At 41.9% G+C, this 24,328-nt stretch carries 20 protein-coding genes; 9 read left to right on the top strand and 11 right to left on the bottom strand.

Annotation, left to right across the window (positions count from 1 at the left end):
- Positions 1-241: 241 nt before the first annotated feature.
- Positions 242-1,852 (bottom strand): right-handed parallel beta-helix repeat-containing protein, encoded by a 1,611-nt coding sequence (locus tag M886_RS02950; RefSeq protein ID WP_011033068.1) that lies wholly within the window; start codon positions 1,850-1,852, stop codon positions 242-244.
- 236 nt (positions 1,853-2,088) lie between these two features.
- Between M886_RS02950 and M886_RS18545 the strand changes: the two genes are divergently transcribed.
- Entirely contained in the window at positions 2,089-2,238 is a 150-nt protein-coding gene (locus M886_RS18545; protein WP_155395167.1) for a hypothetical protein, read from the top strand.
- A gap of 186 nt (positions 2,239-2,424) precedes the next feature.
- On the opposite strand, the gene M886_RS02945 is transcribed toward M886_RS18545, so the two are convergent.
- Positions 2,425-4,305: a disaggregatase related repeat-containing protein gene (locus M886_RS02945; RefSeq protein WP_015411588.1), complete on the bottom strand. Its 1,881-nt coding sequence runs from the start codon at positions 4,303-4,305 to the stop codon at positions 2,425-2,427.
- A 1,895-nt stretch (positions 4,306-6,200) separates the two neighbouring features.
- Here M886_RS02945 and M886_RS02940 point away from each other — a divergent pair.
- Together M886_RS02940 and M886_RS02930 are read left to right on the top strand one after the other, a co-directional pair.
- Positions 6,201-7,106, top strand: coding sequence for a polysaccharide deacetylase family protein (locus M886_RS02940; protein ID WP_048050627.1), 906 nt, complete (start codon positions 6,201-6,203; stop codon positions 7,104-7,106).
- A gap of 680 nt (positions 7,107-7,786) precedes the next feature.
- Positions 7,787-9,598, top strand: a complete 1,812-nt coding sequence (locus tag M886_RS02930) for a hypothetical protein (protein ID WP_048050625.1) — start codon at positions 7,787-7,789, stop codon at positions 9,596-9,598.
- A gap of 503 nt (positions 9,599-10,101) precedes the next feature.
- Here the strand turns inward: M886_RS02930 and M886_RS02925 are convergent.
- Together M886_RS02925 and M886_RS02920 are read right to left on the bottom strand one after the other, a co-directional pair.
- The gene (locus M886_RS02925; RefSeq protein ID WP_048036617.1) at positions 10,102-10,641 is read right to left on the bottom strand and encodes a metal-dependent hydrolase; all 540 of its coding nucleotides are present in this window, start codon (positions 10,639-10,641) and stop codon (positions 10,102-10,104) included.
- Positions 10,642-10,749: 108 nt separating this feature from the next.
- Positions 10,750-11,454 (bottom strand): (5-formylfuran-3-yl)methyl phosphate synthase, encoded by a 705-nt coding sequence (locus M886_RS02920; protein ID WP_011033063.1) that lies wholly within the window; start codon positions 11,452-11,454, stop codon positions 10,750-10,752.
- 112 nt (positions 11,455-11,566) lie between these two features.
- On the opposite strand from M886_RS02920, the gene M886_RS02915 reads away from it, so the two are divergent.
- Positions 11,567-12,289, top strand: coding sequence for a HisA/HisF-related TIM barrel protein (locus tag M886_RS02915; RefSeq protein WP_011033062.1), 723 nt, complete (start codon positions 11,567-11,569; stop codon positions 12,287-12,289).
- Positions 12,290-12,453: 164 nt separating this feature from the next.
- Complete coding sequence (locus M886_RS02910; RefSeq protein ID WP_011033061.1) at positions 12,454-12,726, top strand: hypothetical protein; 273 nt, start codon at positions 12,454-12,456, stop codon at positions 12,724-12,726.
- Positions 12,727-12,877: 151 nt separating this feature from the next.
- Here M886_RS02910 and tmk read toward each other — a convergent pair whose 3' ends face one another.
- Positions 12,878-13,498 carry a dTMP kinase gene (tmk, locus tag M886_RS02905; RefSeq protein WP_011033060.1) on the bottom strand — a complete coding sequence of 207 codons (621 nt, stop codon included), beginning with the start codon at positions 13,496-13,498 and terminating at the stop codon, positions 12,878-12,880.
- Between the two features lie 157 nt (positions 13,499-13,655).
- Between tmk and M886_RS02900 the strand changes: the two genes are divergently transcribed.
- On the top strand, positions 13,656-14,318 hold the full coding sequence (locus M886_RS02900; protein WP_048050624.1) for a DUF166 domain-containing protein: 663 nt from the start codon (positions 13,656-13,658) through the stop codon (positions 14,316-14,318).
- A 91-nt stretch (positions 14,319-14,409) separates the two neighbouring features.
- Positions 14,410-14,820 (top strand): DUF2111 domain-containing protein, encoded by a 411-nt coding sequence (locus tag M886_RS02895; protein WP_048039624.1) that lies wholly within the window; start codon positions 14,410-14,412, stop codon positions 14,818-14,820.
- Between the two features lie 198 nt (positions 14,821-15,018).
- Here M886_RS02895 and M886_RS02890 read toward each other — a convergent pair whose 3' ends face one another.
- The gene (locus M886_RS02890) at positions 15,019-15,849 is read right to left on the bottom strand and encodes a F420-dependent methylenetetrahydromethanopterin dehydrogenase (RefSeq protein ID WP_015411578.1); all 831 of its coding nucleotides are present in this window, start codon (positions 15,847-15,849) and stop codon (positions 15,019-15,021) included.
- A gap of 402 nt (positions 15,850-16,251) precedes the next feature.
- On the opposite strand from M886_RS02890, the gene serB reads away from it, so the two are divergent.
- Together serB and M886_RS02880 are read left to right on the top strand one after the other, a co-directional pair.
- Positions 16,252-16,959: a phosphoserine phosphatase SerB gene (serB, locus tag M886_RS02885; protein WP_048050623.1), complete on the top strand. Its 708-nt coding sequence runs from the start codon at positions 16,252-16,254 to the stop codon at positions 16,957-16,959.
- Positions 16,960-16,999: 40 nt separating this feature from the next.
- Positions 17,000-17,857, top strand: coding sequence for a coiled-coil protein (locus tag M886_RS02880; RefSeq protein WP_011033055.1), 858 nt, complete (start codon positions 17,000-17,002; stop codon positions 17,855-17,857).
- Between the two features lie 296 nt (positions 17,858-18,153).
- Here M886_RS02880 and M886_RS02875 read toward each other — a convergent pair whose 3' ends face one another.
- The 5 genes from M886_RS02875 to M886_RS02855 all read right to left on the bottom strand — a co-directional run bounded on the left by M886_RS02875 (position 18,154) and on the right by M886_RS02855 (position 24,058).
- On the bottom strand, positions 18,154-19,344 hold the full coding sequence (locus M886_RS02875; protein ID WP_048050622.1) for a radical SAM protein: 1,191 nt from the start codon (positions 19,342-19,344) through the stop codon (positions 18,154-18,156).
- Between the two features lie 110 nt (positions 19,345-19,454).
- Positions 19,455-20,612 carry an NAD(P)/FAD-dependent oxidoreductase gene (locus M886_RS02870; RefSeq protein ID WP_048050621.1) on the bottom strand — a complete coding sequence of 386 codons (1,158 nt, stop codon included), beginning with the start codon at positions 20,610-20,612 and terminating at the stop codon, positions 19,455-19,457.
- A 28-nt stretch (positions 20,613-20,640) separates the two neighbouring features.
- A complete protein-coding gene (locus tag M886_RS02865) occupies positions 20,641-21,582 on the bottom strand; it encodes a UbiA family prenyltransferase (RefSeq protein WP_048039626.1) in 942 nt (313 codons plus the stop codon).
- A gap of 293 nt (positions 21,583-21,875) precedes the next feature.
- A complete protein-coding gene (gene tgtA / locus M886_RS02860; RefSeq protein ID WP_048039627.1) occupies positions 21,876-23,348 on the bottom strand; it encodes a tRNA guanosine(15) transglycosylase TgtA in 1,473 nt (490 codons plus the stop codon).
- A gap of 122 nt (positions 23,349-23,470) precedes the next feature.
- Positions 23,471-24,058, bottom strand: coding sequence for a pyruvate kinase alpha/beta domain-containing protein (locus M886_RS02855; RefSeq protein ID WP_048039628.1), 588 nt, complete (start codon positions 24,056-24,058; stop codon positions 23,471-23,473).
- Between the last annotated feature and the right edge of the window lie 270 nt (positions 24,059-24,328).

Genomic DNA, 24,328 nt, shown 5'->3' with positions numbered 1-24,328 from the left:
ATTTCTGAATATATTGTCTCTCTCCTCTGCAACACTATTAATGCATACCTCCAAATAATTTGTAAATATTTAATGTGTTATCAGAATCATGGGTTATAAAAGTTGAAAATAAGTTAATTGCTTTTAAAAGTAGTCAGATAGATTTAATCCTAATATAAAAACAAATCCCTGAAAATTTAAGCCAGAATATTCATTTCAGGGATGGAATTAAATTTTAACTCAAAAGATACCTGAAAATAAATTATATCTGGATTTTAAAGCAGAATAAAAGGAATATCCTCAGGAGTGTCCTTAGTATCCTCCATTCTGGTGAAAGTATCTCATTCCACCATGCAACATATCCGGGCATCACCCCTGACTTTGATGCTTCTTCGGTGTTTCCATATCTCCCTATATTGATCCTGCCCCCATTGTCATCAGGCTCATTGGAGCAATCAGAGGACGGATATCCAGCGTCAATGCAGGGTGATGTCTGGAAATCTTTTACCCATGTTTTTCCATTCCATCTGCCGCCTATTGATCTGAGATGGTAATCATTTTCCTTCTGATTTGCAAATCGGGGGTTCTCATATATATCACCTGTCGAATTTGCATTTTTATAGTTTCCTGCCGTATTATTGTAAAAGCAGTTATTTTCCAGTATAAAGCTGTGGGTTTCAGGCAGATAATTAATTACACCATACCCTGTACCTTCCGGGTCGTTCTTACGTTCAAGTGTGTCCACTATGATATTATTGCGCACAATGGTTGTATATCCAGTATCTTTTGGTGAGAGATCCGTAGAATATCCCGTAGGGTGCATCAGGGCAATGGCAGTATGATATGTCCCGTCAAACACGTTATTCTCTATCAGGGTATTGTAAAACCCGCTGGTTACAATACCTCCTACCCAGTCAATGTTCGGGTTCGTGCCTGTACTATAAAATATATTATGGTGAATTTGGACATTCTGAGCTTCTTCTGTTGAATATGAATTGTCGTAACCTACCAGCCAGATTCCGGGTCCATAAGTGTTGTAGATAGTATTATTATAGACTTCTATATCGTCCATAACGGCTGAAGATTTTTGAATTTGAATCCCGGGTCCTCCTGCACTCCAGTGATAGAAGGAATCAATAACATTATCATGGAATTTTACATGATTTGAATCCCATACTCTAAGCCCGCTGTTGGTTCTGCAGGTTATTGTATTATTCCAGGCTTTCAGATATTGAGACTGGATCCCATAGAGACCTTCATGCCCGAGCTTATATACCTTATTATTGTAGAACTGGATATTGGAACTATTTTCAACTTTCAATCCATCTCCATGACCGTCGTGCATATACATGTCATGAACCTGAATATTTGTTGTGTTATTGAGATAGATCAGGTTATAATATCCTTCACCTTTATTTTTTTCCTCATTCCCATCATGATTCCCGTCAATTTCGAAACCTCTTATGGTAATATTCTGTTCCGAAAAATCTCTCTGGGTAATGAGAGGCTTCAAGGACGGCCAATCTGCTCTGTCTTTGAGTTTTATTACAGCTGTAGAATCCCCCTGAAAGGTTACATTGCTTCCTATCAAAATGCTGTCCGAGATAACGTATGTGTTTGGACCTTTCAAGTGGACTGTTGTAAACTCAGGGTTTTCTGCTACGTATGCGAGGGCTTCATTGATCTCTATCTGGTCGTCAGTTCCGTTACAGTTATAGTCACCTCTCCCATCTCCAGCCACGTAAACAGTTTCTTCCGGTAGCGTTATGGAAAGGGCTGTTGTAGTCGTCACAACCAGAAGTATAAAGACTGTAATGCAAACTCCCATTTTTTTCCTGTTTTTCCATATATTTGCCAGATCTTTCCCACTCATTTTTCATCCCTGTGTCCTGAGATATAACCCTCCAATCTCGAAAAAAGTTTATTAATGCAAGAACAGAACTGTTATGGAGGTCTTCAAGAAGCGTGAAGTTGTCAATGATCTCAGAGGCTTAATCTTTATAACAATCCAAAGTGATTAATTCCACATTTCTGTTTTTTTCTTAAATATATGCAGGCTATTAAATAATGATAATAATCATTGATTGCCGCAGTATACAAATAGCTTGTGTGAGTAAAATTGTTCTGTTTGTTCCGGAGCAATATAGTGTGGACAGCCGCACGGTTCCGAATCTTTTTGTCGACAGAATTCTATCTGGAAATAATTTTATTTATGGCTGCAGGTTCAGGATTGAAACAGTAATATACGGGCACTTTTGAAAATATTCACTGTTAAACTATTTCTCCATTCTAAAATAAGCTAATATACTCAAAATGGTCCTGTATTTGTTCTGGAGTTTTCTATAAAAAGCAGAGAGGAGAAACTGAAATATCCGGTAAGGAGATTTTTATAATCTCACAAACACCGGATTTTTCAAGTTGTCTCTTTCAATTAAGGGTGCCAGATTATATTTTTTCTTCTATGGCCAGCATTGGGCGCTGGTTTTCATCATCAATTTCACTGCTGTAGAATGCTACATAGTCTGCATTCTCAGCACGAGTTTTTATAAGGAACCCTGTGTTTTCGTATTCGCCGCTGACATACTCTTTTACGAGGTCTGTTACGTTCAGCTCGTAGTACCTGTTATCCGGTATATCACTGCCCTTAATAGTTATTGTGGCATATGGCGCATCTCCCTGAGAGACGTTATTCATGTCAAACCAGTCTCCTCCGGGCTGTGTCCAGAGCACCCCATTGTCCCTGGTGTTCCAGGTTACATTTTCAGGGTTCCAGGCTGCAGCTGGTCTGTATACTTCTACGATTGTGTCCTCTGGCCTTTCAATTCCATCGGGATAGTACCAGTAGAGAGACAGAGTGGCGTTGCTAATATTTTCTGCATCGTTGTATTCGCTAAGATTAAATAAAAGCAGGTCTCTGTACTTTCCTATTCCAGGTCTGCCTCCGATGTCGAGATATTCTTTGTCCTGATAAACCGTATCAGGTGTGGATTCCTTGAGGCGATTGTCTATAATGTCTGATGAATTCTCTTCTGTCAATGATGTCTTATCAGTTTCAACCACCTGTTCAGGATCAGCCTCTGTTACAGGAGGCTCATTAACTCCTGTCTGGGTGCCTGTCTCAGATATATTCTCTTCTGTCAGTGATTCGTTATCAGTTCCAGTAACCTGTTCTGGAGCAGCTTTCGTTATTGCAGTTTCATTCTCTGCTGTCTGGTTATTAGCTGTTGCAACTTCAGTTTCTTTTGTTTCCGTAGCAAGTTCGGTTTCTTCTGTCTCTGTTACAGCAGTTTCATTAGCAGTCGTCTTGGAATCTTCCTCGGATGTCGGGCTTACAGTTTCTGTACTCTGTGAGCTCGATGCACTTCCAAGAGATCCATAGCCGTATCCTTTGGCTACCCAGTTCTCAACGCTGCGGTCAGATGGTCCTAATATGTTTGAACCTGAGCCCACCTGGATGTAAGGTGACACGTTCCACATTACATTATCACGAACGCTAATCGACCCGCTTGCGTGCCAGTTACCAATGCCTGCGCTGCTGCTTGATCCTTTGTAATCATGCATAATGTTGTGATGGACATCCACATTTGTCAGTTTGTTTTCCAGCTCAACACAGCACCATCCGGACCCGGCGCTACCTGTGAAGGTGTTGTGATCTACCTCTATATTTGCACAGTTGTCTACCCTGACACCTGTGTTGGTCTGAACCTCAACATAACAGTTGTACATTCTGGAATCTTTAGTGCCGGATAAAAATGACACTCCATCGTGTCCTGAAGACTGCATCCTGCAGTTATATACTTCTATTCCAGAACTCTTACTGATTCTGACACCGTCACCATATAGATAACGAGTCAGTAAGATATCATGTACCTTAGCATTGGTTACAGACGTCAATTTTATGCAGTTCCGGTAGTCTCCGTGCCCTCCATCTTTAGGTCCTGTTGCTGTACTCTGGAACTGAAGATGAGATACTTCTACGTTAGAAACACCTGATCCGTATATGTAGGCAGGTGATCCATCTGAGTTACAGACTGAGCCGGTAGCAAAGATTATTGTATTGTCGCCCGCACCTTTCAGTACTACATTGGATTTCAAAATTATAGGTGCACTTATCTTATAAGTGCCAGCACCGAGAATAACCACTCCCGGGTTGCTTGATGTTGCTCCTGCTGCTACGGAGTTTATTGCGTTATTAATTGCAGTCTGGGCATCTGAGCCAGATGCAGGATTTACAGTTACTGTATTCTGTGCGCCTAACGCAGCGGGTACGGCTGTTAAAATAAGGCACGTTATTAGGAATAGGGTTCCTATCTGTCTTTTTAGCATCGTATCACCTTTGGGTTGGGATTGGAATTTGAGTGGATTCAAAAAGTTTTATTGGGTTTCAGTATATTTCCCCAAAGCACATACGAACGTTAGACGAGAACATGCTGTCAGGAATAGGGTTTCCTTCTTAATTTCAGGCATCGTATCACCTTTGGGCCGGATTCGAATTTGGGTAAACTCAAAAAACTATAGAATCGTTTTGTATTTCTCCAGCAGTTGATACGGTTGTTAAAATAAGAAATGCCGTCAGGATTAGGGTATCTAAATTCTTTTTTAGCATCGTATCGCCTCTGGATTGGATTTAAAATTTGAGTAAACTCAAAAATCCAGGATTATCGCATACTTTTCCCAGATATTTCTCAAAATTCCATATTACGTACTCGTAACGTTTTTCCGAACTATCTAATTAGACCTATTCTGTTTTTAACATCTAATTATGTCGGGTCTATACGGTAATTCAAAAATTCTAATCACGTTTGCGTAATATTTTTGAATCTATCCAATTGGTCCTCTGCGATTTATGTGGGGCGGACACGTTGCACACAGAGTTTCACTCTCCAATCACATTATAGGGATCAGTCACTGGAGGTGGTCGGGCACTGGAAGTTCTGGCTTTTCATTTTTTTAAAGCCTTGATTTCAGGATATCTTCTTAAAGTCAATATTTCCTGTTCTTTTTTACCTTCACTTTTAGCCCGGTCAACCCATCTACGAAATTTTTGTTTACTTATATAGTTCTGAGTTGACTTTGATGGTTATGCGATCCTATTATAAAATATTTTTGTTATTTTTTTTAAATTTTTTATATAGTATTGGAGACATTTTATTATCCCTGTACGCCTCATCATACGGAAAAAAGAGTTTTTTAGAGAGAAAGTTGCAAAAATACCCCGATTTTACCCGGCAGATCCTAAAAGCAGAACAGTTTATATATTATTTATCTGAGGCTTGCTTAATTTCAGGGGTGTTGTGAGCTCTATTCCGGTTTGCAAAAGTAATATTTGAACAGAAATTATTCGTTATTTCTTCTTTGTTATTTCTTCTTTGTTATTTCTTCTTTTATACTGTACTTCTCTCTATTTCCTAGCTCCAATATTAGTTCTAATATTCTTGCGGATAGGAAGGTGCGGATTCATAAATAATATTTAAAGTCCCCCTTCTTTTTTCCTGCATCTGTCTTATATTTATGATAAACTTTCCATTTTTCTCTTTAATGGTTGCTTCTCCTATCTACTTATAATATTATTCTATATGCTGTATAAATATGAAGTCTATGTTGGTAAAACAGCTTCAATAGCCAGATAATTTATTTTTTATGTATAATATTCTCATTAAAAAAGTGGGTATTTTTCCTGAAGTATCCTTAAAAATGTGAGCCCATAAATAAAATCAGGATTAATACAGTTATATATTTTCTCTCAACTCAAACATAAATTACTTTATTTATTCCTGGATATACTCTCAAAGCCTTCTATGTTTTAAAAAATATATCCCTCGATAAGTTAAGCACAATTTCCGTTTAAATGTCACTTATGGATTTTTAAAATTTAAGGGGCCCTGTAGATAGGCTAATAAATTTAAACTTAATTACTTTATGTCTTAAAATAAGAAGAATATGTCTATTTATTGAAGTCATCTCATATTTATAGTTATCTCCTCTTTTAAATTTATTTTTCCTGTTTTCATTGTTACGGTATACTTTATTTAATCTAGTCTCACTTTGTCTTCATATTTGCTCTGATATTTCAAAAAATCTTTTATACTCTCTATGTGTTCCTTTAAGTGGGGAGGCTTTCTAAGCCAATGGGGAAATGCATAGTTGCCTATTCCCATTCTTATTAAAACTTCCATTTTTGTTTCACGATACACGCATTATAGCTCGTATTGAGGGATTTCATGAAAGGTAGTCTTTCAGTTACGGTTGATCTTGAAGATTGGTATCATATTCCTTCCGTCTGCAGCTCACCTTTTTCGGTTTACAGGAATGTAGACGAATTCTTTAGGAGCTGGCACGGCAGGTATGATTACTTGAGTGAGCCTACAAAAAGGGTACTGGACACTCTTGACGAATTCAATGTAAATGCTACTTTTTTTGTTGTTGCAGACACTATAGAACATTATCCGGGATTGGTAGAGTCAATTGCAGATAGAGGGCACGAGCTTGCCTGTCACGGGCTTAGCCATGCTTGCAAGATTGATCCTGAGACAAAAAAACAATTAATGAGTGTGGAGGAATTTGAACAAAGGACTCTGACTGCAAAGAAAATGCTTGAAAAAATCAGTGGAGAAAAGCTAATAGGTTATAGGGCACCAAATGCCCTTGTAAGCGGTTGGATGATTGATTCCCTTGAAAAGATGGGTTTTAAATATGACTCTTCTGTTTCGGTAAATTCTTTTTACAATAAAACTGATTCAGCTCTGAGAACAGTTTCATCTTACCCTTATTACCCTGAGGAAACGGAACTTGAAGCAGGGATTGACAGAAACTTTCTCGAGTTCCCATGGGCTTACTGTCAGCATGGATTGAAGTTTCCAGCATCAGGCGGCCCGATGCTTCGGTTCCTGGGCTCATCTTTTATACTGGACGGGCTTATGCAGAGCCTTAAAAGAGGGCATACCATATTCTATTTCCATCCACTGGATATTTCCTGTGCCAGATTCCCATCTCTTGGAAATAAAAGGCCCTTTTACTGGTGTATAAAAGGGAGGCTTGTTGAACAGAGAATCCGGCATATCCTGAGTAAATTGGATGATGTTGAAAAGATATCTCTTAGAGATTATCCGGGAGTATCATGTGTTTAAAATGATTTCTGATGCTTTTGATGTAAAATTCAGGTTTATGAAATCCCTGGACACAGGATATCTCTGACTCCAGAAATATCCGGGTTTCTGGATATAGCTGAGTTTTCAGCATAATAAAAATTGATCGCAGGATGATTGCAGGATGAACCCTGGAGCTGGAGTTCATTATAAAACAGGACTTAAGCTCCTTAAAATTCAATTTTAGATCAATTTCTTTCTGTATAAACTCTATTTCTTTTTTCAGGCTTCAATTTTTTCATTTCTACATTCTGTGGAAAAGGAACTTGAAATCCTTTTTTTTTGAGTAATCTATTATTTATATATCAATATTTTTTAAAAGTTCTGAAAATTACTTAAGTGTCTTTTATCTCTCTATAAGACCTCTAAAGCCTTTAATTCTCAAGTATTTTTATTTATGCGAACATTAATTAACTTGAGAATACTGTATCAAACTACACACCGGGCACAACAATTAATTATTTATTAAGCAATTGCATACACGGAAAAGAAAAAGGAGAAGAATGTTAAGGAAACTCTTAGATAGAAGGAAATTTGAGAACTGAAGTTCCCTTAGATCAAACTGTCTGTGAAATAGCCTCCACGGGAGTTACACAGGCGCTGGCTTTAAATTTAAGTATGGGAACTGGACTCTGTAACTTTCCGGAAGGATGGGGGACACATTGTCTAAACTCAACAACAAAATATTGAACCTGCTAACCTCGATTTCTCTGTTATTACTTGTTTACAGTCTCTTCATTCTCAGAGAAATCCAGCCTGAAGGATATATTGTCAATATCTATGAACAGCTTCCCTTCCGTTTTTATATGATTTTGCTTTTCTGTTACTTCTCCGGATGCTTTGTGCTTCTTGCGTACAGAAAGATCAGTGCGGTTTTCACACTGATGCTTGTTCATATTACCGTAATGATAATCCCTTACATGCTCGGTTACGCTTCAGTAGGCAGAGGAGACGAATTTTTATATCCGGGACTGGCAATAAGCACTGGAATTTCAGGAGCTTCGTGCCCGTCAACCTATTCAGATCTTTCCCCTACAGGGCCTCTCCTGGTCTCAACTCTGGGCCTTATTTCAGGCATGAGGGCACAGGCATTATCTCACTTTTTACCGGTAGTCTTTTCTATCGCATTTATTACCGGTATGTTTCTGTTCTATCGTGGTTTTATGAGCCGGGAAAAACTGGTTTCAGTAACCTTTATTTCTTCGATTATTCCATATTTCGGGCATTTTCAGGTATCAACGGTTTCGTATTACCTTATTTTTTGCCTGGTTCCTCTCTATCTCCTTTTACTCTGGAATGCGATATCCCATAAAAACAGGTTGGCAATGGTTGTCTGTTTACTCTTTATGATACCTTTGCTTCCGCTAGCTCATCCCTTTATTTTTACTTATCTGCTGTGTTTCGCTTTGCTGCTCACTTTTGCAGGTAAAGCCATGCAGTCAGGTCTCCTCAAAAAAATTATTAGCTTTAAAAATCTTGCTCGAGACCCTCTCTCCAGCTCTTCAGGAAAAATAGTTCCTCTATTTCTATTCCTGTCGTTTACTTCAGGCAGTCTCCTTATCTATGCAAGGTACGCATCAGGGGTTTTTGATGTTTTCCTTCCGGATATTGTCTGGCGTTTTGAGACCCTTGTAGCTGCAGGTTTTGCTACAATTCCAAGCATGGAACCCGGGGTCTTTAAGTTTATACACCTTTTCAATCTTTACTATGGGAAGTATTACATCCCCTTAATTTTTGTTATTATTAATACAATAATCGTATGGCAGAACCGTAAACGTTTTTGTCAGCACTTTGTCCGCAGGTATCCTCGCTTTTTACTCCTGTATATAGCCTCTTTCTTCCTGGAACTCTGCTTTCTCCTGAATCCCTTCATACCCTATCCTCCTGATAGGTTTGCAAACCTGAGTTTCATTATATTTGCCCAGATTCCTTTGCTTGGGTACTCTGTATATATCGTCCTTCTCAGGAAGGGATATCCAATAGGCCTTGGAGCTGCAATTCTTGTACTGGGATTCGTATGGACTTTAGGGTTTTTCAGCTGTTTCAGTTCCCCATATGCCGGTGGATTCTCGGAGGTCATCCCGCAGAATGAGGTGGAAGGAGTGCAGTGGCTGGTAGAAACAAAATCAGAATATCCGTATTTTGTATCTTTCAGCGAAAAAGAAAATTATGCATTTTCAGAAAAATCTTCTGACAACATAGCGCAGTTTGATGCCTTTTCCGGAGCTTCCGACAATTCCGGGCCAGCACCTGTGAGCCTCTCTGAAAATTTAATGCCTCTGGAGAGTACCACTGCAAACGAACCTTTTTACCTTATAGTGACATCGTTTTCGGAGGCTATAGGTCTGGAAATCTCAGGAAAACCCGAAATGGAATCTTCTTCAGTTGAAAGAGACCCTGAAACTCAAAAAGACAGACCTCTGTACAAGATATACGATTCCCTTGACATAAAAATTTACAAGCATACTCCCTGAATTTGCTTTTTTCTCGCCCGAATTGCGCCTCGGGAGTACGCGGTCCTTTTCACTCCCCGAATTGCGCCTCGGGAGTACGCGGTCCTTTTCGGTCGCTTCGCTTCCTCAAGAGGACTGATTTTATCTGGAGATGAGCTAAAACAAAGAGGACTAATTTGTGAGTTGCAGAATTATCTAAGCTCAAGAGAACTGACAGTATTGAATCACAAACTCAACCTGTGTATATAAACTATTGCTGGTTCTTTTATAGGCTTACCTGAGAGAAATTTCCAGATAAAAGAAGCTACAAAAGGAAGGTAAAACCAGCAAGTCAAAATTATCTGAAGCTCCTGCGAAAAGGTTTATACGGAAAATTAGAGTACTTTTTATTTTCTTTTTATCTTTTTTATTCCTCTGACTGGACATCAGAAGGTGTGGTGTGAGCACTAATTACATTTAACTGAAAAAGAACCAATTAGATTTAACTGAAAAAGGCGTTTGGGTCAAAAAAAGTGTTTTTTCGGTCAGGAAGCTGTTCTGTGGTTTTCTTTCATTTTTGACCTTATATGGTTGCCTGCAAACAGGAGAATTATTCCTATACCTATTATTTCCGGAATAAACACACCTGAATAAGCCGGGTCGTATGAGCGATTAAGGATTCCAATTAAGTATTCAATAAAACCTCCGGAAAACGTGTCTCTTGGAAATTCCCATCCGAGAAACGGCCAGAGAAAAGCTCTGGGAGAGTTCCACATCTGATCCTCAAGTACATGACAGAATGAAGCGCCTGCAATGATCAGGGGGGCAGTCCAGCCTTTATGGTAAAAGATGCAGTATGCCCCCAGCCCCAGCAGGATCGCAAAAATAAGGGTATGGGCAAATATTCTCCCGCTTCCTATGGTCTCAGCAAGGACTATCCTGCCAAGGGGTTTGTCAATAAAGTCCGGAAGGAGTGCTCCAAAAGCTATCCATTTAAAGTCTACGGGAATATTCTTTTTCGGAAATAGACGGCTCAGCAAATAGAAGATTCCCAGGGTTATACCTATATGACCGAAAATAAACATCAGATTAAAAAAGTATATACCATATAATTATTTTTTGGCTGGCCTGCCTTAAAGACATGCCAGCACAGTTTTTAAATATTTTTTATTACTGCAGATTCACACTATTTTTCAGGCCTGGCACTCAGCCACCAGCTTTTCCACGAGTTCCTGCCTTATTGAAGTGCTCCGGTCTCCACCGCAGACCATTCCTCTAACACCAATTATATCCGGGCCTATCCTTTCAAGCAAAGGAATGTCCTCGAATTTCAGAGAGCCTGCAATTGCATTCTCAAGCCCGTAGCTGTGAGCAAGATCTGTAAACTCTTTCAGTTCTTTTTCATCCATGAATTCAAAGGTAGATTTTCCGTCTTTAACGCCTGTATCCACCATAACCACATCTACTCCGGCTTCTGCGGCAACTGCAGGAAGTAAAAGAGGAGAAATAGAATTTATGCGTTTGTAATCCGAATATCCTGAGGCAACAACCTTTTTTAATGGGTTGTAATCTTTTACAGCCCGTGTAATTTTCGTGAGCAGCTCAAGAGCCTGCGATTCGGTCTGAATATCGTAAAGTCCTACTTTTATGTAATCTGCTCCTGCGACTGCTGCTCCAAGAGCTGCAAGGGCAGCAGTTCCGGGTTTGTAGTTAAAATCGCCAATTGTCGCGCTTATTGGCTGCCTGCCGTTCACAACCGCTTTAACTTCTCTGATTACCCAGGGGAAATTGGCTCCAAGAGAACCTTCTTTAGGGTTTTTGACATCTACAATGTCCGCGCCACCTATAGAAGCGATAATCGCCTCCTCACTATTAATTGGACTTACAAGCAGTTTCATAGAAAGCCTCTAGCAAACATGGAGTTAAATCTTTTACACAGTATATTCTTTAATATATACAATAACGTTTATTTTATATTTTTTTATAGGATGATGCAACTATCAAATAAGTATGTTCCGACTAGTCTTTGTAATGGACATATTTAACCGTAACGTGGTTCTCGCAAAAGGCGGAATAAGGGAAAATTACCGGCCGGTCTCGGATTCAAGCGCTGTATGCAGGACCTCAGACCCCCTGGAGATACTTGAAATTTTACGTCCAAAAGAGGTTTACATCGCCGACCTTAATGTTCTTCAGGGAAAAGGTCCTCTTGATATGAATGCGGAAATTATCCGGGAGGTAAGTTTTAAAGCGGATACCATGCTTGATTCTGGTGTATCTTCTTCAAAAGACGTTGACAGAGCACTTTCTATTGCAGGAACCGCAGTTATAGGCACGGAGACCGGCACTCTTGAGGTAATTAAGGATTCAATCTCCAGAAATCCGGGACGTATCAGTGTCAGCATTGATATAAAACATGGGAAGCTTCTGAAGCAGGATCCCAAGATCCCTGAAGACCCATTTGAAATCGTAAAAATCCTTAACAGGCTTCCACTAAAAGACCTGATTTTTCTCGATCTCGACAGGGTAGGCACAGCTTCAGGATTTGACCCTGAGTTCCTGCGCAAACTGGCTGAGAGCTCAGCACATGACGTCCTGCTTGCAGGGGGTGTCAGGGGTATGAAAGATCTTTTTGCTCTTGACAGTCTTGGCATAAAGGGCGCTCTGGTGGCAACTGCAATACACTCCGGTGAGGTCTCTCCGGAAGTAATGACCCTGGGACTTAAAAAATAAGGTGCTGATTCGTAAATATACAGAAGATCTTTAACTCAGCTTTATGCCTCCGGTATATAAGGTATTGAGCATCTTATATAGCCCTACAGGTATAACCCATTTAATAGATTTATCTGGATTCTCAAATTTTTATCATAAATACAAAGAATTTATGAGGTTACAGTATGGCAAAAAGAAAAGTAACTGAGGAAAGTGTTGAAGAACAGGTAGATGAGAGCGAAGGAGTAAGCAGTGGAGACGGCTACGTGGAGATCAAGATGGGAGGAGGCTGGTACATGACCATCTCTCTCGCGCATAGCGAACGTTTCGAAAAGGAATATGTAGAGTTAGCAAAAGAGCGCGGGGGCATGAAAAAATCTCGATTTAATCTTAACCCCTCTCATGTCCGGATGCTTGGTGAAGCCCTGATCAAATTTGCGGATGATAACGGGCTTTGATCTTGATTTTTCTTCCTCTTTTTTATTTTTACATTTCATTAAATCTACTTTTCCCGTATCTGTTTCTCATTTCCCGTAATATCTAACTCAATACGTTGAATAAACTCAAAAAAATACGTTGAATAAACTCAAAAAAATGCGTTGAATAAACTCAAGAAATACGTTGAATAAACTCAAGAACCTTTTTAATTACTTTTTTCTCTACTTCTTCCTGGGGGCGAGAGGCATCTATTACCACGAAACGACCCGGATCTTCTGCGGCAAGGATAAGAAAATTTTCTCGGACATTTTGTAAAAACTCTATTTTCTCAAATTTGGTCTGTTCTCCTCGTTTTCCACACCTTTCAACTGCGATTTCAGGTTCTATATCGAAAAGAAAAGTAAGATCCGGGACAACTGTCCATCCTGAGTGCAGGCTCCTGACCCACTCAAGAGGATTTTCAAACCTGCTTTTAAGGGTAACTCCCTGATAAGCATAGCGGCTATCTGAATAGCGGTCAGAAATTACGTTTTTTCCATTTGCAAGTGCAGGCTTTACAAGCTTTGCCAGATGTTCCGCATGGTCCGCTGTAAAAAGAAACAGCTCAGCAAGCTGGTCAGTTTCAGACTGGATAGCATTTTCTACGGCAGTTCCTGTAAGTGTACCTCTGGTCGGCTCCCTGGTAAATACCGGGTCAAATACCTGAATCTCAGGGTTTTCCTGAATTTTTTTTGCAACTGTACTTTTGCCTGAACCATCAATACCCTCGAGTGTGATCAGTTTGCCTCTCATAAAGACCGCCTTTTTATCTTTTCTTAACAGGTTTTAACAGGTTTTATTGAAACGCGTTATCTGTATTTATAGCCTGCAGGAGCCAGTGGCAACTAACAGGACAGTGTTCCGGATAAAATGAGTATCTATTTATGTAAACATTAAAAATAGCTTAGTAATGACCATAATAGGAGTTATCACAAGGGGCAAGTACGGGCACCGCCTTATTGAAACCATAAAGGAACACAGTGATTTCTCGGTTGTAACTGCCGATCTGCCTGAGTTCGTGCCTGTATTCATTGAGGAGCCTGACGAATTCCTGGAAAACCTCAATTTCGACAGGAATGTCTTTTCTGCCGAGATCGTGATTAGTTATTCCCTTCATCCTGACCTTACTCAGGCAATTGCAAAGCTTGCCGCAGAAGCCGGGGTTCGATCTTTAATTGTTCCTGGAGGACCTTCCAGGGCATCAGTCCCTGAACTTAAAAAGATTTCAGAAATTTCCGGAATGGATATAGAAGTAGACGAAATTTGCTGTACCCTCGAGCCCAACTTATACAATAAGCCCTTTGCTGAGATTTTCGGGTCTCCTGTTCTGGAAGTCAGGACTGAAAACGGGAAAATCGCTGAAGTTAAGGTTTTAAAAGGAGCTCCCTGCGGGAGTACGTGGCATATGGCAAAGGAAATTGTCGGGGTGCCTGTAAAGGATGCTCCTCCGAAAGCCGGCCTCTTAATCCAGCACTATCCCTGTAGGGCGGCAAGGGGTGACCTTGGAGGTATTCATGAATCAGGAGAATTGCATAAACAGGCGCTGATAAAAGCCCTTGAAAATGAGAAGTGATTATATATTCTTTGGAAATATAATCTAAATATGGCAAAAAAAATGGAGTTCATTTTTCAGTTATGAAATTCCTGTTTTTTGCCTGTACTGGTTGCCAAATATCTTTGGGGGTGAAAACATTATTTCCCTATGTATCTCAGAAGATTCAGGTCCTGAAGAACTTGAGTCAATAGCAATTGCAATACATTCGTTAACCGGGCTCCCTACAACCATCAGAAGCCTGAAAAGAAAAGGCCTTAGACTGGAAAAGGGAAAAGTTATTGACAGGGACTATACAGGTCCTGTACTTGAAAAAGTATTAAAAGCCGACAAAGTTATCCATGAAGCTCCTTCAGAGGGCGTGTATCGCGGTAAACATGTCGTAGTTGCTCCTCTTCATTCCAGGGATGGTAAAATTGTTGCGGCTATAGGGATTGTTGACCTTCTGGCTACAATTGACCTTTCATCTGTCTTTTCGGAATACGCATCCGTGCTGGAAGAAGTTGAAGATGCAAAAAAATGACAGCGTAAAATCTATACAAAATTGAAGACTACCAGAAAGTCTTCTAAAGAAGCAACAAACTAATTGTATTTTTGCTGGAGGACTTTGTCCCTATCTCTTTTAATTGAGAGGGACATCTTTTCAGTCCCTCCAGTTTTAATAACAGGTTTATTTCAGAAATAATAACAGGTTATTTCACAAATGATATTTTTTCCAGAATTACTCTGGCTTTTCATATAACCTGACTTTTTTCAACACGGCTCCGTTCTTTGCATGGGGCATCCTGGAGACGGTGTCATTGGATTTCTCTATTTCTCTTGCCTGGTTTGCGAGCTGTGCTGCAGCTCCCATAATCTCATGTCCGGCTGCGGCTGTAAGGCATACCTGCTCGATTTCCTTCAACATGAAGCAAGCAGGGAAGTTGACCTGAGCAACCTTTTCAGCCATGTGAAGGGCAGCAAGAGCTTTTGACTTTGCATAGGGGTTTGCAAAGCCTGCATGTTCGACACATTTCTCGGGTTTAGCGAAAATGTGCGGGAGTTCCAGGTCCTTTCCTGACTTTCCGGATGCGACCTGTTCTGTCACTTTGTCAAGTTCTTCCTGGATAAGTCTTACAACACCACAGATGGAAAGCACTTTCATAGCGTCGGCGTTAAAGGATGCCATCTCGACAGAGTCAAGGAACTCCCTCTTTGCTCCGATAAGGGGATCTACCGGCAGGATAATGTATCCGAAACCTTCCTGCTCAAAAGCCTCACGAGCTTCTTTTTTCGTAGGGCCGTCTGAAACTATGATGCAGGGTACATCTTTCCAGATTTCACGGGCTGCGGTAGGTCCTGGAGCTGCTGCGTTCGGGCTGATAATTACCACGAAGTCAGCATTCCACTGCTTGAAGCTTTCAGTGTCTGCAGCATCGGCAGGAGCCATTTTAGCACCGGTACCAAATACTCTTACAGTGATTCCTTCTCGTGCTGCAATTTCATCCTGGATCAGATTAATAACCTGGCTCATTCCCAGGTTGCCCATTTTTATAAAGCCTATGTTGACCATTTTTTTCAAAATCCTGTGTTGACCTTTTTCTCAATAGTGGAATTCCCAAAGGGTTTATAATCCTTTTGGCAATTTCCTTCCCTTATCACCTTTATTTTATATATATCTACTCTATTTATCATCATTATTCGATATATTTTGCAGCTCCTCCGAAAAGCTTAAAAGGGATGTGATTTATTTCAGTCAAAAACGTTGACATCAATGCTGTTGTTTTGTGGTTTTGTTTTCGCGAAACCCGCATTATAATTTGACAAACTTATCCGTTGGTGGGCTTTTAATGTCAGGGCATATATATTATCTAAAACTGTGGGGGTACCTCTGAAACGGTACTTCGGGCAGTATGCCCTATTTCGGGAATTGTCCCGCTATATCTATAGATATTCAGGTCCAGGTTTTGATTGAGTGAACTGTCCTATAAACGATTCTACTGAAAACAAACTCATTGTTTTTGATATGGATAGCACCCTTATAGACGCTGAGACTATCGATGAGCTCGCCAGGGCTGCAGGTGTTGTAAGCAAAGTAGAGGAGATTACGAATAGAGCGATGCATGGAGACCTCGATTTCGAGCAAGCGCTTGCAGAAAGGGTCAGACTTCTTGAGGGTCTTCCTGTGGAAACTGCCCTTGATGCTGTAAACCAGATAAATCTAATGCCGGGAGCAGCAGAACTTGTCCTGTATGTCAAAAGTCGGGGTTATAAGACTGCTATGATTTCCGGCGGGTTTGCCATAGCCGCCGAGAGGATAGGTAAAACGCTTGGTATCGATTTTGTTGTTTCTAACGAACTGCTTGTGGAAGATGGCTATCTCCTGGGAGAAGTTGTCGGCCCTGTCACACAAAGTGATTCCAAAGCAAAGGTGTTCGAGGAACTGGCACAGCTCTACAATGTCAGGCCCGAGCAGTGTGTGGTTGTCGGGGACGGCGCAAACGATGCCTGTATTTTTGAGATAGCAGGTTTTGCCATAGCTTTCAATCCAAAGCCCATCCTTAGGGAGTATGCGGACGTGGTCATAACAGTAAAAGACCTGAGGGCCGTAATCCCTGTTCTTGAATCTCTTTCTTATCAATGTTGTAATCAGGCACAGCATGTCGACATCGAACACTACTAAAATGCCAGCTTTTTTGCTGGACCGGGAGGCACAATAAGAGATGCTAAAGGAATTGCAGAAAAAAAGATCAGATTTGAAGGACATTTCTGAAGAATCCAAAGAGAAGAGGAATACTCTTAACGCTGAAGCCAGCGCTCTCGCCGCAAAGCGCAACGAACTCAACAAGAAGACGAAAGACCTTATCAACGAAGCCCAGGAATTAAAAGTTCTCAGGGACGAGATTAACGAGAAAGTCAGTGAGTACAAGAATAAGCGCGACGAGACCAATGCCAGAGCAAATGAACTGTTTGCAAAGGCAGACACCATCAGAAAGCAGAACAACCTTGGCGGGCCCTCAATCAAAGCCTTAAGGAAAGACATCGATCGCCTTGAATTCGCCCAGCAGACAGAAGTACTGAGCACCACCAAGGAAAGAGAACTCGTTGGTAAGATCCAGCAGCTTCAGAAACAGTACCATGTTAAAAAAGTCCAGCTTGAGAGCAACCTCGAACTGAAAAATATCCTGGACGAAGCCCAGAAAATCAGGGATGAAGCTTCAGTGTTCCATGACGAGCTTGCAGAGTATGCAAGGCAGGCACAGGAATACCACGAGAAGATGATTGCAGCTTTCAAGGAAGCTGACAGAACCAGAGCAGAGTCAGACATTGCACACAGGGAATTTGTAAAAGCCCAGGAAGCAGCTGACGAACAGCACAAGATTTTCATCAACGCCCAGAAGGAAATAAGAGACCTTGACAAAGAAATCTTCAAGCTTAAGAAGAAAGACAAGGATGGAAAGTCCCGTGTTGTCAAGTCCGAACTCCAGAAAGATGCAAAATCCATTTTCGAGAAGTTCAAGGGCGGAGCAAAGCTCACCACTGAAGACCTGATGACTCTTCAGAGGTCTGGTTTAGTCTAATCAATCTCACAAAATAGATTCATTGAATCTTTAATTTCAATTGCACGTGAAAGCAGCTTTGCTCTCACCTGCGTCTATTTTTCTATTATCAGAACCTTACAGGTATCTGTTTGTTCTACGAGTTAAGTTCCGTGCATCCTGTGCTTTAGACTAGCTGCTGCGCAGGCAAGCTCAGACTACATATATCGTATGAAAAAAGGGAATTCCTGTTTTCTAGCTCCAGCTTTGTCTCTTGCCACTTCGACTTTTTTAACCTGCCTGCACGAAAAATTTAAAATTTGCTTTGAGTCTGAAGTTCATTCTGGAAGTTTCAGATATTTCTCCCTGAACTCCGGATTCCTCATAAGGCAGCATTTTGCATTATATGCGGGGTCTTTCCTGATTTTTTTCCAGATATCCTTCACCCTGTCTCTGTGGACATTCCCGTAAGGAATGGGGATACATGCGCAGGGCAGAATGTTTCCTTCTGGCGTAATATGCAGCCATTTCCTGCCTGCCATACAGCCTGTTGTCCTCATAACCAGCGGAATCGGAAAAATTCTCGGGCCTTCTTTTTCGTGTGCCTGAGCCACAAAGTTATCAAATTTTCTCATATCCTTTGGGGTCATTATTTCGGAGGCGTGGTCCATCCACCTGCCTGTAGGCACTATCTCATAGAAAGAGAGTTCATGGGCTCCGAGGCCTGCTGCAAGGTTATAAAGCTCATCAAGTTCATTGACATTGTCCCGTGAGAGCACCACGTATATATTTACAAGCAGCCCTGCAGCAAGCCCATTTTTAACTGCTTCAACCGCGCTTTTGAATACTCCCTTCCTGCCCCTTACATAGTCGTGTTTTTCTTCATATGCGCTGTCAAAACTGACCGTAAGAGAGTAAAGCCCTGCAGTCTTGAGGCTCCTTGCACGTTCTTCTGTCAGCCCAACCCCGGAAGTGAACATTCCGGTAATGGCTTTTTCAGGGTCAACGTAGTTTATAAGCTCTTCCAGACCTGGATATGTCAGAGGTTCTCCCCCGTCAAAGATAACAAAGGTCGTACCCATTTCGAGAACCTGGTCGATCACATCCCTGACTGTTTCAGGTGAAAGTTTCGCTCTGTTCTTCGTATCAGGAAGGGCACAGTGGATGCAGTTGTTGGGGCAGTCCTCTGTAATCGAGATTGTTACCTGGTCGGGAATGTTTTTCCCTAGCATTGATGAAAGCTGGCTTTTAACAAGGCGGTCAAAACCAGAACTCGGAATCGGGGGCATCCATGTAGAATAGATCAGGCGGTTAGCCTCTATTCTTGCAGGCTTTTCGCCGTTAAAGATTGAGATATTTGCCTTAAGGACGTTTTTCATCAGTGGTGACACTGCCCCGCCTGTTTTCATCGCAAGGCATCCGTCTTCAATTTCGGCATAAACCCTGAAAAGGGGATTTTTGTAAAACTCGTATTGCATATTTTCCCTGCATCTGGATTTCTGGTGGCTTTTATTTTCCGTGTTGTTCAATTACATGTTTCAGTTCTTCTTTTTCAGTAGTTCCTGGTCCTTCTTTTCAGCGCCTTAGCTTTTGTTTACTTCTTTCGTTGATTTATGTTTTTGTTAGTTTATTTTGCTGTTTATTTGTTTCTCAGGAATGCCCCGTACCTGAGCATGGCTGAAGGCTTCTTCTTCAACATGAACGTAAAAACCTGCATAGCCTGTTCAAAAGCGCTGCCGTGGATAAAGGAGAGGTCTTCGTTTTCAAATACTTCTGCCATCTCATCGATTTCCCTATCAGTCATCTTCCTGAGAGTCTCAAGCCCTATACGGCCCACGTAGTGCTCTGCCCTGAATTCCTTTTCCCAGGTTTTCCTGTATTCCGAGAGAACACTTTTTGATACCTCACCTTTCTTTACGGCATCCGCTGCCATGTCCCCGCATATCTGGCCTGCCCTCATGGCATATCCTATCCCGGACTGGCCTGCAGCTCCTCCAACCACCATTATTCCATCCGTTATATACTCCCCGGGTATGGTTACGATAGGGTCTCCTCCGGAAAGTTTTCTGACAACCTCTATTTCTTCAAGCCCTTTAAGCTTTTTAAAACGCTCTACCCAGGCATCCAGGTAAGGGGTCGCGTCCTTTCCGCACCTGCGCACATAAGCACCGATAGCTGCGTTATTGCCTCCCCTGGGCGCATATGTCGTTTTCCAGCCAGGGGCATGGTTCCCGACATAATACTCAAACATTTCAGGTTTGCCAAGTCCTGGAGCTCTTATGTCCAGCTCGGTTCCCCAGGCGATATCTTCAGGGTATTTCATTGTTTTCAAACCCAGAAGAGAAGCCATTTTCGAATTGATGCCGTCAGAAATTATTACAAGTTTCGACCTGAACCTCCCGGCAGAAGTGCTGACAGCAAATTCCTTTCCTTCTCTCCAGATATCCTTTGCTTCGATTCCTGTCCTTATATCAACACCGATTTTAGCGGCTTTCTCTGTATAAAACCGGTCAAACTTTGTCTTGTCAATGGAATAGCCGGGAGTTTCCACTATTACTTCGTGTCCTTCCGGGGAGATGATTTTCATTCCTTTGAGGTGGTGAACAACATAAGATGCGTCTGCCTTTTCTCCGCACCTGTCAAGCATTCCCTTAAAAAAAGAATTTGCAGGGTGGGGTGGATTCCCTATCTCTTTTTTCCTTTCGAGCAAAAGCACATCCACACCTTTCTCACAGGCATTTCTGGCGGCCATGAGCCCTGCAGGAGATGCACCGATTACAATTATATCTGCGTCCATTTTTTTCTATCCTTCCCAACAGGGATTTTTACCAGAGTATGGAGGTATAAGACCCAATATATATGCAGAGCACAACATCCAGAATCATTGACCCGAACATTACTGCCCTGTAATTTGAGCCGTTAAGGAAAAGTGCGCCGCCTCTCTCAGGCGTCGGGTGTTTTATAAAGTCAATGCACTGAGCGAGCATCCAGAGTCCTGAAGCAAGGGCTCCTGCAAAAAATACCGGGCCCAGATGTGCTGACCAGCCTATGATAACCGAGGCAATAACCCCTACAATCCACCAGAAGGTCACAAATCTGGCGGTAAAGGGGATCCCGAAGGTTACGGGCATTGTAGGTGCACCCTTTAACCTGTCCCCTTCCACATCCCTGGCAACTCCTCCGAGTGTAAAAGCCCAGTCAGTAACGCACATCATTAGACCGAAACAGATTGCTGGGAGGGGCAGAATTACTCCATCACTGCCTTTCAGGATCCCTGCCGGGTCAAATGCAAGCCATACCCCGATAGGCACGAGACCATAAGATATCCCCACAGGCAGAAAACTTAGAAAGGTGTTTCTTTTTGCAAAGATCGAGTAAATTGTTATGGTTGCAGCTGCGATAAAGAGAACCACAAGAGATTCAGGGTTCAGGTAAAAAGCAGCAGCTCCCGCAATCAGTAAAAGCAGCCCGGCATATAGCATTGCTGAGTTTTTCGAAACCTTTGAGGAAGGAAGGGGCCTGCCTGGAAGATTGATCGTGTCTATATCAATATCACAGCAGTCATTGAAGACATATGAACTGGTTATGGCCGCAAAGCCTCCGACTACGGCAACCAGGAATGGGAGAATTTCGGGGAGCTCTCCGGTTGCCAGGTAAGAAGCGAGAATTGCACTTGAGGCCGGGAGGGTAAGGTCCATATAGTATAGTTCGGGCCTCAGCAGCCGGAGGTAGGGACTGAGCTCCCCTATTCTTGCTGTAAGGGACAATAGTTTCACCTTTGGTTTTTCGGTTTATAAGGAGTTTTCTGTATCCGGAATTTCGTGTTTCGGGATTTTTTCGGTTTAAGAGCTTGTTTACAAATAGTCCTATAAACTTTCGCATTTCAAAAAAGTTTCCTTTTTCTTTTTTACCGAAAGATTCTGCCAATGCGGGAGAGTTGAAAGTTAGACAATTGGAAGGGTTATTGAGCAGGGTTCTAAACCTAACCGATATTCCGCCCTTCAATTCTCAAAAATTTAATAGAAGTCTGTTCTATTCAAGTTGCAGTCTTTAAGCCTGCTTATTCTTTTTTCCAGGCTTCCCTGTATACAAGCTTTGCCTTTTTTCCGATTTCTTCAATTAAAGGATGCTGGAACTCTTTTTCGCAGATAAAGGTAAATTCTGCCCCGGGATTCAGATCCATCAGTTTAATTGTATTTGACAGGGACGTGCTGAGAGCTTCGTAGTCCGGAAATTTTGGAACCTCGGCATTGAAGGGATACACTTCTTCCATTTCTGCCGGGAAGGCCCCGAATGGAGCTTTAAATGTCAGAATCCGGTCATAGTCCTTTTCTCCTTTAACCGGAGATGTACGTATGATCGCCGAACCTTCAATGCTGAACCTTTCCAGGCGCTTCCCGAAACGCAGAACCTCAGGTCTGGAAGCAGACTCCGGCCCACAGTAGAAATAAGTGCCTTTAGTTGCAGGATCAAACTGTTCCAGCCATGCAGAGTGAGTATAGAGCCTCTTCAGACCGTCAAGGAGTTTCGGGTGGGCACGGCAGCGCTGCTCAACAAGCTCAAGCAGTTTTCCGTCCTTAATAGACTGTTTAATAAGCCGGATTTCCGCAAAAGTCGCATAAAGGTTATGCCGCCCGAGAAGTTCTTCTTTATTTTTAGCTTTTCTTAATTCTTCGGCAGTATATCTGGAGCAGACAGGACAGGAACAGGGCAGGTAGTTCAGTTTCTCCAGGTGGTATGTCCCGTTTGAGGTAATATAACGACCATCTTTTGCGTAAAGGGCATAAGCTGCCGAATCAAAAAGGTCGCAGCCAAGGGCAACTGCAAGGGCAAACATCATCGGGTGCCCTGCCCCGAAAAGATGGACAGGTGAGGTTGGAGAAAGTCCTTTTTTGGATGCTGCAATTACATCAACAAGCTCTGCATAACGGTAGGATTCCATGAGAGGCACAACTGCTCCCAGGGGATAAACTTCAAAATTCAAATCTTTAAGGTGGGATGCAGCCTTTTCCCTGAGTTCCGGATATGTTGAACCCTGGACAGGACCTGCGAGGAGCTGTTTGCTCTGGATGAATTTACGGGCAGCTTCAAGGCGCTCGGCTGTGGTCGCAAGTTCTTCTTCCGCTCTTCTAAAATGGACATCCGGAGGGGTCGGGATATCAAGTGGGACTATAATGTCGCTTCCTATTTTTTCCTGGAACCCGAGGATCTCTTCATTTGTAACTTCCACAGACCCGTATACTGAAAGCTGGAAAGAGCCGGAGTCTGTCATAATCGGGCCGTCAAAACCCAGTAGCTCGTGTAACCCTTTTTCAAGGGCGACAGTACGCAGTTCTTCTTTCCTGTAAATAATGTAGGAATTGGTGATCAGAATCTCTGCCCCGAAACTTCTCATTTCTTTCGGGGAAATAAGCTGGATGTTCGGATTGATAACAGGCATGACTGTAGGGGTCTCAACCACTCCGTGAGGAGTCCTGAGTTTTCCTATCCTGCCGCCTGCGTCCTTATCGATAATTTCAAATATTGCTGACATGCCGCGGTTATAGATGCCGCTCAGATATATTTATCTTTGGGGATTGGAAGGAGTTCGGGACAGATAAAAAGCTGCATCTGTCTTTCTTATCCCCTTTTTTCTTCCCCCAATCTATTTCAGCATCAGTCTTCTTTTGCCCTTGGCATTGCGATTATTTCCCTTACCTGAAGGGAGAAGAAGTCATTGCTGTGAGCCGGCTTCAGCACAAGAGCTACATCTGCACCCCATCTTGTTCCTCCTATAGCGATGATTTCAGTATCATCTGATACCGGGATGTGACCTGAATCCGCTGCCATAATGGCAACTTCTATAGCCACTTTGAAACCTTTTCCGAAGAGGGAGCGAAGGGTATCTGATATTACTTCGATCCTTGAATATCCTCCGAATTTCTTTGTGATGGAACGTTCTATACCGGAAAACATGTGCGACTGGGTAGTAATCACTGCTCCAAGCTCTTCGAGTTTCTTTCTGTACTCTTCTTCCACTTCCCATTCGCCTTTCTCTTTCTGACCGTACTGGTGACTAACCCCAATTACCTTTATGTTGCTGCCTTTTACCGCCTCTGCCATTTTTAAGGCAGTTTTTCCGCTTGTACTGGCAACTACGATACGTGAGATTCCAAGCTCTGCTGCTCTTTTTGCTGCAGCCCCAATAACAGCTTCGGTGTTTTCTTCTCCTACTCTGTCCAGATAAAGAACTGGTTTTTCCATAAATTACTCTCTCCTGTAGTCGGTTTTTATTTTTTATGAGCTTTTTTAATTGATTATTACAATCGCTTTGTGTTTTATTCGGCTTTCGTGCCTATTGAGCTACTTTACTAATTCTGCCTTTACTTATTCCGCTTTTATTTATCCTTTTTTTATTCATTCAGCTTTTATTTATCTTACTTTTATTTATTATGCTTTTATTTATCCTTCTTTTATTTATTCTGCTTTTACTTGTTCTGCTTTTACTTGTTCTGCTTCTATCTTTGTTTCAGC

It is taken from the genome of Methanosarcina soligelidi, from assembly GCF_000744315.1.
In the GTDB taxonomy this organism is placed as follows: domain Archaea; phylum Halobacteriota; class Methanosarcinia; order Methanosarcinales; family Methanosarcinaceae; genus Methanosarcina; species Methanosarcina mazei.
The sequence above is the reverse complement of the archived record's forward strand: the minus strand, read 5'-3'. Positions and strand labels throughout refer to the sequence as shown.

Coding starts and splice junctions, on each gene's coding strand:
- M886_RS02870 (WP_048050621.1), bottom strand. CDS start 20,612: ATGGACGCAGATATAATTGTAATCGGTGCATCTCCTGCAGGGCTCATG.
- M886_RS02855 (WP_048039628.1), bottom strand. CDS start 24,058: ATGGAAAAACCAGTTCTTTATCTGGACAGAGTAGGAGAAGAAAACACC.
- M886_RS02910 (WP_011033061.1), top strand. CDS start 12,454: ATGGCAAAAAGAAAAGTAACTGAGGAAAGTGTTGAAGAACAGGTAGAT.
- M886_RS02925 (WP_048036617.1), bottom strand. CDS start 10,641: ATGTTTATTTTCGGTCATATAGGTATAACCCTGGGAATCTTCTATTTG.
- tgtA (WP_048039627.1), bottom strand. CDS start 23,348: ATGTCAGCAATATTTGAAATTATCGATAAGGACGCAGGCGGCAGGATA.
- tmk (WP_011033060.1), bottom strand. CDS start 13,498: ATGAGAGGCAAACTGATCACACTCGAGGGTATTGATGGTTCAGGCAAA.
- M886_RS02880 (WP_011033055.1), top strand. CDS start 17,000: ATGCTAAAGGAATTGCAGAAAAAAAGATCAGATTTGAAGGACATTTCT.
- M886_RS02920 (WP_011033063.1), bottom strand. CDS start 11,454: ATGAAACTGCTTGTAAGTCCAATTAATAGTGAGGAGGCGATTATCGCT.
- M886_RS02940 (WP_048050627.1), top strand. CDS start 6,201: ATGAAAGGTAGTCTTTCAGTTACGGTTGATCTTGAAGATTGGTATCAT.
- M886_RS02950 (WP_011033068.1), bottom strand. CDS start 1,852: ATGAGTGGGAAAGATCTGGCAAATATATGGAAAAACAGGAAAAAAATG.
- M886_RS02915 (WP_011033062.1), top strand. CDS start 11,567: ATGTTCCGACTAGTCTTTGTAATGGACATATTTAACCGTAACGTGGTT.
- M886_RS02890 (WP_015411578.1), bottom strand. CDS start 15,849: ATGGTCAACATAGGCTTTATAAAAATGGGCAACCTGGGAATGAGCCAG.
- M886_RS02900 (WP_048050624.1), top strand. CDS start 13,656: ATGACCATAATAGGAGTTATCACAAGGGGCAAGTACGGGCACCGCCTT.
- M886_RS02945 (WP_015411588.1), bottom strand. CDS start 4,305: ATGCTAAAAAGACAGATAGGAACCCTATTCCTAATAACGTGCCTTATT.